Here is a 13,189-nt window from a genome sequence, read left to right on the forward strand (position 1 = left end):
TCATGTTGATAGGAGGATTCGAGAATGAATATCCATGAATATCAAGGAAAAGAAGTACTGAAACAGTATGGAGTTACCGTTCCAAACGGAAAGGTTGCTTATACAGTCGATGAAGCGGTCGCGGCCGCTGAGGCATTGGGCAGTCCAGTGACTGTTGTCAAAGCACAAATTCACGCAGGTGGCCGGGGTAAAGCCGGCGGCGTAAAAGTGGCAAAGAGTACGGATGAAGTTCGTGCCTATGCTTCCGAAATTCTGGGCAAAGTATTGGTAACACACCAGACTGGACCAGAAGGTAAAGAAGTGAAACGTCTTCTGATTGAAGAAGGATGCGATATCCGCAAAGAGTATTATGTGGGTGTTGTTGTGGACCGTGCCACAGGCCGTGTAGTTATGATGGCTTCCGAAGAAGGCGGTACTGAGATTGAAGAAGTAGCTGAAGCTACACCTGAGAAAATTTTCAAAGAAATCATTGACCCTGCCATTGGATTGCAAGTGTTCCAGGCCCGTAAACTGGCTTACAGCATTAAGATTCCGAATGAACTGGTGAACAAAGCTGTTAAGTTCATGCTCGCGCTGTACACTGCATTTGTCGAAAAAGATTGCTCTATTGCAGAGATCAATCCTCTCGTTGTTACCGGAGATGGAAACGTTATCGCGCTAGATGCGAAATTAAACTTTGACTCCAACGCCCTGTTCCGTCACAAAGACATTTTGGAACTGCGTGACCTGGATGAAGAGGATGAAAAAGAAATCGAAGCTTCCAAATACGACCTCAGCTACATAGCACTTGATGGCAACATCGGCTGTATGGTCAATGGTGCGGGACTTGCGATGGCAACGATGGATATTATTAAATACTACGGTGGAGACCCGGCCAACTTCCTTGACGTTGGGGGCGGTGCGACAACGGAGAAGGTGACTGAAGCATTTAAGATCATCTTGTCCGATGCCAAAGTAGCTGGGATCTTTGTTAACATCTTCGGTGGCATCATGCGCTGTGATGTTATCGCCAATGGTGTTGTTGAAGCCGCGAAGCAGCTTGGCCTGACCAAACCGCTGGTTGTTCGTCTTGAAGGAACTAACGTGGAGCTTGGCAAACGTATTCTGGGTGAATCTGGCCTGAATATCGTTCCTGCTGATTCCATGGCCGATGGTGCACAGAAAATTGTTGCCCTCGTAAAATAAGTTCATTCCTTAGTACCGGAGCTGTCCGGGAATTGAAAAATAACCGTAAGGATGTGAAGCAACGTGAGTATTTTGATCGATAAAAATACAAAAGTCATTACGCAAGGCATTACGGGTTCAACGGGAATGTTCCACACGAAGGGCGCATTGGACTACGGAACCCAGATGGTAGGCGGAGTTACACCGGGTAAAGGCGGAACTAATGTGGATATCACGTTGGAAGACGGTACAGTAGCTAGTCTGCCGGTGTTCAACACTGTGCAGGAAGCGAAGGAAGCTACAGGCGCAACAGCGAGCGTCATTTACGTTCCTCCTGCATTTGCAGCAGATTCCATTATGGAAGCTGTTGATGCTGAGCTGGACCTCGTGATCTGTATTACAGAAGGTATTCCGGTTCTTGACATGATCAAGGTTGACCGCTTCATGGAAGGTAAAAATACCGTCCTGATCGGACCAAACTGTCCAGGTGTCATTACACCAGGCGAATGTAAAATCGGTATCATGCCTGGTTATATCCATATGGCAGGGCACGTAGGCGTTGTTTCCCGTAGTGGAACACTTACCTATGAAGCCGTTCATCAACTGACGACACGTGGCATTGGACAATCTTCTGCTGTAGGAATCGGGGGAGACCCTGTAAAAGGCTCCGAGTTCATTGATATCCTCAAACGGTTCAATGAAGATCCACAGACTCATGCGGTCATCATGATTGGTGAGATTGGTGGTACAGCTGAAGAGGATGCTGCAGATTGGGTACGTGAAAACATGACCAAACCGGTTGTTGGCTTTATCGGTGGCGTAACAGCGCCTCCAGGCAAACGGATGGGCCATGCTGGCGCTATTATCTCTGGCGGTAAAGGTACAGCCAAAGAGAAGATTGCGAAGCTGGAATCATGTGGAATCAAAGTAGCACCAACTCCTGCTGAGATGGGTTCGACTTTGGTGAGTGTACTTGAGGAACGCGGTATTTTGAATTTGTGCACGACACATTAATTCTTTTTCGTTATAATAGAAGAAACGGCTCGGAAATGATTTATTTCTGGTAGACCGACTATTATGGTTACGGAAAAGGTAAGCAACCTTTTGTCCTTGAACAGGGCGAAGGGTTGCTTTTTTGCGTTTTTTTTACGGGAAAAGGGGGAGGAATTGTCTCTCATCTGCGTAAACGCTTGCATTCCGTGGTCACTTAACACACAATATGAGGGAAGATCTCTTCCCGCTTTGGGAGGTTTATGGTATGGAAGAAAGATGGATCTTGTTTGGGTTACATGAGATGGAGGGCATTGGCAAGAAAACAATCTCGAAACTGATTCTGGGACAACATGAATTACCCGAACTATTGAATTATGGGGAAAGCGACTGGGTCGCAGCAGGCTTGCGCAAAGATCAAGCTGCACGCTTGGCTAGCCAATTTACTATCGAATGGATCGAGAGTAAAAGAGAACACGTTTACAATCAGGGGATAGAGGTTATTACTTATCTGGATCAGAAATATCCCATATTAATGAAGGAAACCGTTCAGCCTCCCTGGGTAATGTATGCTCGAGGGGATGTTAGTTTGCTTCACAATTCGTCTATTGCCATGGTGGGAACTCGTATGCCAACCGTGTATGGGCGCAAAGTTGGAGAAAAGCTGGCAGAGCAATTATGCAATGCAGGACTGACGATTGTAAGCGGGCTTGCCCGCGGTATTGATAGCGTATGTCATGAGGCAGTACTACGTGCCAAAGGAAAAACGATTGCAGTATTTGGAACAGGGATTGATAATATATACCCACCCGAAAATACAAGCCTCGCTGAACGAATCGCGGAGACGGGGCTGCTTTTGTCGGAATATCCACCAGGTACGAGAGCGCGCCAGGGATTATTTCCGGAACGGAATCGAATCATTGCCGGTCTGACATTGGGAACATTGGTTGTTGAGGCTGACATTCGCAGTGGTTCACTCATTACAGCAGATGCTGCGCTTGAAGCAGGCAGGGATGTATTTGCAGTCCCTGGACCGATTACATCGCCGAAAAGTCGGGGAGCACACAATCTTATCCGTCAAGGGGCCAAATTGGTCACTTGTGCAGCAGATGTATTGGAAGAGTATCGATTGGGCTTGCCAAATGCAGAACAACTTCCTTACAATAGAGGACGTTCGACCGAAACAAGCGAGCCTTCCAGGCGTGGGATATTCGCTGAGGTTAAGCTCTCTCCAGATGAACAACGTGTGATTTATCTGTTGGAACAGGGAGAACAATCATTGGATCAACTGGTTGAGCTGCTTGGTTGGGATTTTGGACATTTGCATTCAGTTCTGTTATCTTTAATCATAAAAAAGCAGATTAGCCAATTACCAGGCACTAAATACGCGAGGGTATGACGAAGCTACAACCTACGTAGTGCGTGGAAATATATAATTAGCAGAAGTTATTAACTATGCATAAGCTTACAGAAACAGTTTCATGACAGTTTCATGACTGAGAGGAGGATGAACCTATGGCGGATGCACTCGTAATCGTGGAGTCGCCCTCAAAGGCGAAGACGATAGGCAAATATTTAGGCAGCAAGTTCATCGTAAAAGCTTCGATGGGGCATATTCGCGATTTGCCAAAGAGTCAGATCGGCGTTGAGGTAGAGAATGATTTTAATCCGAAATATATTACGATCCGCGGCAAAGGTTCAATTTTGAAAGAACTGAAGGATGCACGGAAGAAAGTGAAAAAAGTGTATCTCGCAGCTGACCCGGATCGCGAAGGTGAGGCTATCGCATGGCATTTGGCCCATGCCCTTGAACTGGACGATACGGCAGATTGCCGGGTAGTATTTAATGAAATTACAAAACAGGCGGTCAAAGATGCGTTCAAAACGCCGCGGAAAATCAATATGGATTTGGTTAACGCGCAGCAGGCAAGACGTATTCTGGATCGGCTCGTTGGATATAAAATTAGTCCGTTATTATGGAAGAAAGTGAAAAAAGGTTTGTCTGCAGGCCGGGTTCAGTCCGTGGCTGTTAAAATCATTTTAGATCGTGAAAATGAAATTGATGATTTTGAGCCGGAAGAATACTGGAGCATTACCGCCAAGCTGACAGCAGACGGCAATCCGTTTGAAGCCAAGTTTCATAAACTGAACGGGGCCAAAACAGAGCTGGGCAGTGAAGAGGAAGTGCAAGCGATCCTGAAACAGATCGAAGGTGCAGACTTTACGATCAAGGAAGTTAAAGAGAAAGAACGTAGCCGTAACCCCTCCGCCCCGTTTACGACAAGTTCTCTGCAACAGGAAGCGGCGCGTAAATTGAATTTCAGAGCTTCCAAGACGATGTCGGTCGCCCAACAACTATATGAAGGTGTAGACCTTGGAAAAGAAGGCACAGTAGGTCTCATCACGTATATGCGTACGGACTCCACACGAATTGCGGCATCTGCACAAGAAGAAGCCAAAGAATATATCGTTGGTAAGTATGGTGAGCCATTTGCACCTGAGACTCCACGAAACTATTCCAAAAAAGCAGCTAATGCTCAGGATGCGCATGAAGCGATTCGTCCAACTTCAATTCTGCGTGACCCTGACTCAATCAAGTCATTCATGAGTCGCGATCAGTTCCGGTTGTATAAACTGGTATGGGAACGTTTTGTAGCGAGCCAAATGTCTTCGGCTATTCTGGATACACTCTCTGTAGATATTGCTGCGGGGGACACCATTTTCCGTGCAGCAGGTTCGAAGGTACGATTCCAAGGTTTCATGAAGGTATATGTTGAAGGAAACGACGATGGTACAACCGATGAAGATCGTCTGCTGCCTCCGTTGAAAAGTGGAGATGTGCTTGAGAAGCAGGAGATTGAGCCAAAACAGCATTTTACACAACCGCCACCACGATATACGGAGGCAAGGTTGGTTAAGACGCTTGAGGAATTGGGTATAGGGCGTCCGAGTACATATGCGCCAACACTGGAGACCATTCAGAAGCGCGGATATGTTGCGATAGAGGAAAAGAAATTCATGCCGACGGAGCTTGGTGAACTGGTCATCGAACAGATGGAAGAGTTTTTCCCTGAAATCCTGAATGTAGAGTTCACCGCCAACATGGAAGGTGATCTTGACCATGTGGAGGAAGGTTCGGAGGATTGGGTCAAAGTACTCGCAGAATTCTATGAATCTTTTGAGAAACGCCTTGAGTTTGCGGAAGAAGAAATGAAAGAAATCGAGATTGAAGACGAAGTATCCGATGAGATCTGTGAGAAGTGCGGCAAACCGCTGGTTTATAAACTCGGACGTTTTGGCAAGTTTCTTGCGTGCTCGGGCTTCCCTGATTGCCGGAATACCAAACCGATTATCAAGGATATCGGCGTGACTTGTCCGAAGTGTAAGGAAGGTCATGTTGTTGAGCGTCGTAGCAAAAAAGGACGTATTTTCTACGGTTGTGATAAATATCCTGAATGTGATTTTGTCTCATGGGACAGACCTTCAGCCAAACCATGTCCAAGTTGCGGATCGCTAATGATTGAAAAGCGGAACAAAAAGGGAGCACGATTGCAGTGTACTTCATGTGATCATCAGGAGCCGGTGGATGAACCGGATGACGAATCAGCGGATTAATATATATGCGAATCAAATTTAGTGAATTTTGAAATTGTTTTATGGGGGTAAATGATTTTGACGAATGAACAACAAGTAACCGTTATTGGTGCCGGGCTGGCAGGAACAGAAGCGGCCTGGCAGATTGCAAGTCGCGGCGTACGCGTGAAATTATACGAGATGAGACCTGTTGTGAAAACGCCAGCCCATCATACGGATAAATTTGCAGAACTGGTATGTAGCAACTCGCTGCGTGCGAATGGATTGACCAATGCAGTGGGTGTGTTAAAAGAAGAAATGAGAATGCTCAATTCTCTCGTATTGTCAGCAGCAGACAAACATGCAGTTCCCGCAGGTGGGGCGCTTGCTGTGGACCGGGATGGATTTTCAGGTGAGATTACATCCACGTTGCACCAGCATCCGCTCATCGAAGTGGTGAATGAGGAATTAACTTCTCTGCCGGAAGATGGCATCGTTGTTGTTGCAACGGGGCCGTTGACTTCACCTGCATTGTCTGAGCAAATCAAGGCACTAATGGGTGAAGAGTATTTCTACTTCTATGATGCAGCTGCACCGATCATCGAAAAAGATTCAATTGATATGAATAAAGTGTATCTGGCTTCCCGTTATGATAAAGGTGAAGCGGCATATCTGAACTGTCCGATGACAGAAGAAGAGTTTGATGTCTTCTATGAAGCTCTCATTACTGCTGAGGTCGCTCAATTAAAAGAGTTTGAGAAAGAAATCTACTTTGAAGGCTGTATGCCAATCGAAGTGATGATGAAACGAGGAAAACAGACGGCTCTGTTTGGTCCAATGAAACCGGTAGGTCTGGTTAACCCTCATACAGGAGAGTTGCCACATGCGGTTGTTCAGCTTAGACAGGACAATGCAGCTGGAACCCTGTATAACTTGGTGGGCTTCCAGACGCATCTGAAATGGGGAGAACAGAAACGTGTCTTCTCCCTTATTCCTGGACTTGAAAATGCAGAGTTCGTTCGTTATGGCGTAATGCACCGTAATACATTTATTAACTCTCCTAAACTGCTTCTTCCGACGTATCAGTTTAAAGAGCGTCCAAACCTGTTCTTTGCAGGTCAGATGACGGGTGTAGAAGGATATGTGGAATCTGCTGCATCAGGGCTGATTGCCGGCATGAACGCAGCCAAAGCAGCACTTGGGCAGGAACTGGTAGTATTGCCGGTAGAAACAACACTTGGCAGTATGGCTCAGTATATTACAACGGCTGACTTCAAGCACTTCCAACCAATGAACGCAAACTTTGGTTTGTTGCCGAAGCTTGAAACAAAGATTCGTAACAAAAAGGAAAAAAATGAAGCTCTTGCACAGCGTGCACTGGATGGCATCACCAGTTTTGCTGCAGCAGAAGGTCTAACTGTTCCGGAACGCGTATAAATTATTCGTGGGAGGATGCTGATATCATGGATATGTCATTTCATGCTACAACGATCTGTGCTGTTCGTCATAATGGTAAGGCTGCAATCGCAGGAGATGGTCAGGTGACCATGGGCCAAAGTGTTGTGATGAAGAATACAGCCAAGAAGGTAAGACGTTTGTACCGCGGACAGGTTGTTGCTGGCTTTGCTGGTTCTGTGGCGGATGCGATCACCCTGTTTGAGAAATTCGAAGGTAAGCTCGAGGAGCACCATGGTAACTTGCAACGTGCTGCTGTAGAGCTTGCCAAGGATTGGCGTCAGGATCGGATCTTGCGTAAGCTTGAGGCACTCTTGATTGTGATGGACAAATCAGGTATGCTGCTCATTTCAGGCGGCGGGGAGATAATTGAACCGGATGATGACGTTATTGCTATCGGATCAGGTGGAAACTTTGCCTTATCTGCTGCGCGTGCGTTGAAACGTCATGCAGTAAACCTGGAAGCGAAAGATATTGCGCGTGAATCACTTCAGATTGCCTCGGAGCTATGTGTATATACCAATAATAATATTATTGTAGAAGAGTTATAAGCCAAAGAAATCTCCCGTAGTGGAGCATGATTCTGTAATCTGCTCCAGGACGTCTAGGGGATTCTTTGTCCTTGTTAGGAAAAATAAATTCAACATACTGGTAGGAGGGAAGCAATATGAATACTCAAGCGTTAACACCGAGACAGATTGTTGCAGAGCTTGACAAGTATATTGTAGGTCAAAAGAAAGCTAAAAAATCGGTAGCTGTAGCCCTTCGTAATCGATATCGGCGTAGCCTTTTGCCTGAGCACACTCAGGACGACATTGTGCCTAAAAATATCTTGATGATTGGACCTACCGGTGTGGGTAAAACGGAAATCGCCCGTCGCCTTGCTAAACTGGTAGGTGCGCCATTTGTGAAAGTGGAAGCTACCAAGTTCACTGAAGTAGGTTACGTTGGCCGTGACGTTGAATCGATGGTGCGTGATCTGATTGAGACATCACTGCGGATGGTGAAGTTGGAGCGGACTGAAAAAGTGAAGGACAAAGCTGAAGAAGCTGCCAATGAGCGAATTGTACATATTTTGGCTCCTTCACAGTCTAAGTCCAAGAGTCAGCGTAATCCCTTTGAGATGATCTTTGGTAATAATGGCAACAACGTTCAGGAACAGGATGAGCCAGAACCGGATACTGGGGTTGCCGAACGCCGCCGTAAGATCAAGTTTGATCTGTTGTCCGGCAAGCTGGAGGATGACATCATTGAGATTGATGTCGAAGACACTGCGCCTAACATGATGGACATGTTTGCTGGACAAGGTAATGATCAGATGGGCATGAATATGCAGGAGATGTTTGGTAGCCTCTTACCTCGTCGTACGAAAAAGCGCAAGCTCGCCATCAAAGAAGCGCGCAAAGTGTTGACCCAGGAAGAAGCAGGCAAATTGATCGATATGGATGATGTTACCCAAGAGTCCATTCGTCGAGCAGAGCAGACAGGTATCATTTTCATAGATGAAATTGACAAGGTCGCCAGTCAAGGGCGCGGTAGTGGTCCTGATGTATCCCGTGAGGGTGTGCAACGTGACATACTGCCTATCGTAGAGGGCTCTACAGTAATGACGAAATATGGTCCTGTCAAAACGGATTATATTCTGTTTATGGCAGCTGGCGCATTCCATGTCGCCAAACCCTCTGATTTGATTCCTGAGCTTCAGGGACGCTTCCCAATTCGTGTGGAACTAAGCAGTCTAACACTGGAGGAGTTTGTATCCATTCTGACTGAACCCCAAAATGCACTGACCAAGCAGTATGTTGATCTGTTGCGCACAGAGAATATTGAGATTGAGTTCTCGGATGAGGCTATTCGCGAGATTGCCAAATTGGCTGAATCCGTCAATCAAAATACAGAAAATATAGGTGCACGTCGATTGCATACGATTCTTGAGAAGCTTTTGGAGGATTTATCCTTTGAGGCACCTGAGCTTACACTGGAACGTATGGTGATTACTCCGGAGTATGTCCGGGAGAAATTAAATGATATTGCGCTTGATCGTGATTTGAGTCAGTATATTCTGTAACATAGGGCTAGCCTTGTAGTTGTTAAAATGATGTTATAAATGAACGGTATGCAAGAGAGTAGAGAACATTTGTGTGATCGACAAAGGGAAGCGATCCTTTAACGAATCACAAAGGCCCTCTTACTTAACGCATATCGTTTATTTTTGTTTCTACCTAAAGGATTTTGATGTTACAACCGATAAAAGATGTGTGGTTGTTATACGGATCGACAAAACCTAGGACTTGTGCCGCATGTATCCGGAGTTAAAACCTATCGGAGTGGTAGTTATTCTTCCATTCCATACCCAATGATTCCCATTAAAAGAATTTTCCTTATTCCAAGTCTGGTCATCGGTTTAGTCGACAGATTGGTAAATGTTGCGTAAATGCGCAAAATGATGAATTGTTGAAAAGTTTGAAGCCACTAATTGTTTTCTTAAAATTAAAATATATAGACCCCACTGAATTGTTAAGAAAGTGTTGTGTGGGCAAGACGAGTTTTCTTTATTCTTGAAAGATAATTTGTCAATTGATTAATATACAGCTTTGTATGTATACCTATCATATTGTCCTTAAACCCTTAGTATGACGGCAAAAAATTCTAACATTATCAACTATGAAATATTCGGAAATATACATAATTACGGGCGATATAAGCTCATGCTGAGACTCGAAATTTTTTTTTTATTTTAAGAATGTTAAAGAACAATAAGGGAGAGTATTAACATACTTTTGTTTTGGGCCCGAACATTTACGAAAAAATTCATAATTTGCAGAAAATACACAAAAAGCCCCGTCTTTCAGAAAAGATAGGGCTTTTTTCTTATTGTAATAAATCCCAAACTCGAAGAAACTTATGTTATACGACAACATCAGAGTTAATTCTACTTAAGTCCTAGAAAACCGTGTAAAGACGAATGTTTTTGTCGAAAAAAACATAAGAATTTTCAAGGGAAAAGATACAATCTTTTTCCATAACTTCTAAAGAGAGGAGGGAGATTGTGAATCTTTTAAACGATATCAGCTTTAAAAGATTGCAAGGTGCACTCGATGCGTCCAATATCAGACAACGAACAATTGCTGACAACATCGCGAACGCCGATACTCCGTATTTCAAGCGCTCGGACGTTTCTTTTGAAGAAATGTTGCAAGGGCAAATGAATGGAGATATGCCTGTTCTTAAGGGTAAATTAACTGATGCAAGGCATTTTGTCATAGGTCCTTCCTCTTCCGTACCCACGCCAGTAGTTAATATGGACCAGTCAACCTCCATGAATAACAACGAAAACAATGTCGATATAGACAGAGAAATGAGTCTTCTGGCGGAGAATCAGTTACGTTATAACGCTTATATTCAGCAAGTGAACGAACAAATTAAAATCATGCGTGTTGGCGTGGAAGGGAGATAACCTAAATTGAACATTAGTAATAGTTTTAGTATCAGTAGCTCAGCTCTGACAGCCCAACGGTTGCGGATGGACGTAATATCTTCCAACATTGCCAACGCAGAGACTACGCGCGCGAGCGTATCCAATGGTGAAGCGGTCCCTTACAAACGTAAAATGGTTGTGCTTGAGCCGAATAAAACGTCATTTGGTACGATGCTGCAAAATCAGATGAGAGGTAGCGGTTCAGGAGATGGCGTAAGAGTAACGGAGATTCGCGAGGATCAGTCACCTCTCAAGCCTGTGTATGACCCTTCTCATCCGGATGCAAACGCAGAAGGATATGTATTTATGCCTAATGTGGATATTGCGAAAGAAATGGTCGACATGATCTCTGCTTCGCGTTCATATGAAGCAAACGTAACAGCACTGAATTCAACCAAAGCGATGATCTCCAAAGCTTTGGAGATTGGAAGATAATCTGCTTAAAAATGAAAATAAGAAAAATACAAACCAGGGATGAAGGGGAGGGACATTAATGATTCAGAACAACATGTTTAGCACACAGGGGATACAACCGCTACAGATGAAGAGTGCAACCGAAAGTAAGCCTTCTACACCAGCCGAAACCATTCAGAGCTTCGGTACATACTTACAGAATGCATTAGGGTCCGTTGCAGCACAGGAGGCTCAATCGCATGAAATGTCGAATCAATTCTTGGTCGGCAAAGCGAATGTGGATCAGGTGATGATTGCTTCCGAACAGGCCTTGTTAAGCCTACAACTCACAACTCAAGTCCGAAACAAAGTGGTCGAAGCATACCAAGAAGTTATGCGAACGCAGTTATAAAATAACCTACTTGCGCTTCGATAATAGCGCTGATCATTACAACAAAGCAGCTGCGATGCTGCTCCTGATCGTCAACCTATGAAACGGCTAGGGTTGAGTAAGGACAGACTAAGCAAAGTTTCGGATGGGGTGACAGAGTGAATGAGAGAATCGCCCAGTACAGGGATAAGGCATCCCAGTATTGGAATAGTTTTAGCAAAAAGCAAAAAGTATTATTTATATCTACCTTCCTGTTTCTGATTTTGGCTGCAGTTGTACTCACGATGCAATTGTCCAAAACGGAATATGAAGTTGCTTTTACAGATTTGAATGCAAGTGATTCAGCGGGCGTGATCAGTTATCTCGATTCATCTAGCATTCCATACAAATTAAGTTCAGATGGCAAGACCATATCCGTACCGAGTACTAGTGTTGCAATTGCAAAGGTGAATGTTGGATCTCAAGGGATTATTCAGAATGGTTCATTAGGGTATAAGTCATTCGAGGAGTCATCATCCCCCATCGGGATGACGGATAAAGAGTTTGATGTAAAGTACAACAACGCTATAAACGGAGAAGTTGAACAGTTACTTCAGCGGATGCAAGGGATACAGGATGCTAAAGTACTGGTTAATATGCCGAAAGATAACATCTTTGCTGGTTTGGAAGAACAAGACAAAGCATCAGCATCGGTAGCTCTCCAATTCAAACCGGGTTATCACCCAAATCAGGCAGCGGTAGATGGCTACTTTAACTTGGTTAAGACTGCAATTCCTAATCTGCCTGTTGAGAACATCACAATTACAAACACAGATGAAGCAGAATTGATTCCAACTGCCCGAGGTGGCAGTGGCGGGTTGTCTTCCGAAGTTCAAGAGAACATGGCACTACAGAAAAAGTTTGAAAACGATGTCCGTAATAACGTAAAACAGTTCCTTTCCCAGATTGTAGGCGAAGACAAAGTTAATGTTTTGGTAGCCTCCAAACTTAATTTTGACAAAGAAACACGTAAGGAAAATCTGGTTACACCTGTTGATGTAGATAATATGAAAGGCATCGAGATCAGTGTGCAGGAGATTCAAAAGAGCTACACTGGCGCAAGCAATCCAACAGGTGGTGTTGCTGGCACAGGGCAAGAGGAAGTTCCGGGTTACCCATCATCTGATGCAACCGGTAACTCTACCTCCGAAGAATCATCAAGCACTATAAACTACGATGTTAATCGAATCGCCAAGGATATTATTTCCAGTCCGTATACTGTAAAAGACTTAACCATTAACGTTGCAGTTGAACCACCGAATGGAGAAACAGAATTACAGGGACCGGTTCAGGACGCAATTGAGAATATTTTGGTTAACATTGTTCGTGCTTCACTGGCAGACTCAGGCACTGTAATAAGTGACGCCGATCTGACAAAGAAAGTTTCAGTCATGTCACAAGGCTTCCAGACTGCCTCTGCAGACAATACAGGTTTCCAACTTTCCTCAACGATGATGTGGGGTGGAGGCGCACTCATAGCGGCATTGATCGCAGCGGTAGTTATTTTGTTAGTACGCCGTCGCCGCAAACAAAACGAAGTCGAAGAAGAAGAGATTCCTCTTCCAATAGCAACAGAGTTCCCGTCCATTACGCTGGACAGTGTAACGAACGAAAGTCAGGTGCGCAAACAATTGGAGAGTTTGGCCAAGAAAAAGCCAGACGAATTCGTCAATCTGCTGCGTACATGGCTGGCTGACGAATAGAGG

11 protein-coding genes are annotated in these 13,189 nt (G+C 44.7%); all 11 read left to right on the top strand.

The window, feature by feature from the left end; all coding sequences use genetic code 11:
- The first annotated feature begins 24 nt into the window (after positions 1 to 24).
- A complete protein-coding gene (gene sucC / locus MKY95_RS12040; RefSeq protein WP_036609384.1) occupies positions 25 to 1,185 on the top strand; it encodes an ADP-forming succinate--CoA ligase subunit beta in 1,161 nt (386 codons plus the stop codon).
- Between the two features lie 63 nt (positions 1,186 to 1,248).
- Positions 1,249 to 2,178, top strand: a complete 930-nt coding sequence (gene sucD / locus MKY95_RS12045; protein ID WP_036609382.1) for a succinate--CoA ligase subunit alpha — start codon at positions 1,249 to 1,251, stop codon at positions 2,176 to 2,178.
- A 244-nt stretch (positions 2,179 to 2,422) separates the two neighbouring features.
- Positions 2,423 to 3,553, top strand: coding sequence for a DNA-processing protein DprA (gene dprA / locus MKY95_RS12050; protein WP_339198916.1), 1,131 nt, complete (start codon positions 2,423 to 2,425; stop codon positions 3,551 to 3,553).
- A 116-nt stretch (positions 3,554 to 3,669) separates the two neighbouring features.
- The gene (gene topA, locus MKY95_RS12055) at positions 3,670 to 5,769 is read left to right on the top strand and encodes a type I DNA topoisomerase (protein ID WP_036609379.1); all 2,100 of its coding nucleotides are present in this window, start codon (positions 3,670 to 3,672) and stop codon (positions 5,767 to 5,769) included.
- Between the two features lie 57 nt (positions 5,770 to 5,826).
- Positions 5,827 to 7,164 (top strand): FADH(2)-oxidizing methylenetetrahydrofolate--tRNA-(uracil(54)-C(5))-methyltransferase TrmFO, encoded by a 1,338-nt coding sequence (trmFO, locus tag MKY95_RS12060; protein ID WP_036609377.1) that lies wholly within the window; start codon positions 5,827 to 5,829, stop codon positions 7,162 to 7,164.
- A gap of 26 nt (positions 7,165 to 7,190) precedes the next feature.
- Positions 7,191 to 7,733, top strand: a complete 543-nt coding sequence (gene hslV / locus MKY95_RS12065) for an ATP-dependent protease subunit HslV (protein ID WP_017689194.1) — start codon at positions 7,191 to 7,193, stop codon at positions 7,731 to 7,733.
- Between the two features lie 116 nt (positions 7,734 to 7,849).
- A complete protein-coding gene (gene hslU, locus MKY95_RS12070) occupies positions 7,850 to 9,250 on the top strand; it encodes an ATP-dependent protease ATPase subunit HslU (protein ID WP_036609375.1) in 1,401 nt (466 codons plus the stop codon).
- Positions 9,251 to 10,231: 981 nt separating this feature from the next.
- Entirely contained in the window at positions 10,232 to 10,639 is a 408-nt protein-coding gene (gene flgB, locus MKY95_RS12075; protein ID WP_036609373.1) for a flagellar basal body rod protein FlgB, read from the top strand.
- 6 nt (positions 10,640 to 10,645) lie between these two features.
- Positions 10,646 to 11,095, top strand: a complete 450-nt coding sequence (gene flgC, locus MKY95_RS12080) for a flagellar basal body rod protein FlgC (protein ID WP_017689191.1) — start codon at positions 10,646 to 10,648, stop codon at positions 11,093 to 11,095.
- A 58-nt stretch (positions 11,096 to 11,153) separates the two neighbouring features.
- Positions 11,154 to 11,465 (top strand): flagellar hook-basal body complex protein FliE, encoded by a 312-nt coding sequence (gene fliE / locus MKY95_RS12085; protein ID WP_017689190.1) that lies wholly within the window; start codon positions 11,154 to 11,156, stop codon positions 11,463 to 11,465.
- Positions 11,466 to 11,602: 137 nt separating this feature from the next.
- Positions 11,603 to 13,186 carry a flagellar basal-body MS-ring/collar protein FliF gene (gene fliF, locus MKY95_RS12090; RefSeq protein WP_036609370.1) on the top strand — a complete coding sequence of 528 codons (1,584 nt, stop codon included), beginning with the start codon at positions 11,603 to 11,605 and terminating at the stop codon, positions 13,184 to 13,186.
- The last annotated feature ends 3 nt before the right edge of the window (positions 13,187 to 13,189 follow it).

Origin of the sequence: Paenibacillus sp. FSL P4-0176 (assembly GCF_037975265.1) — a bacterium.
GTDB classification, from domain to species: domain Bacteria; phylum Bacillota; class Bacilli; order Paenibacillales; family Paenibacillaceae; genus Paenibacillus; species Paenibacillus amylolyticus.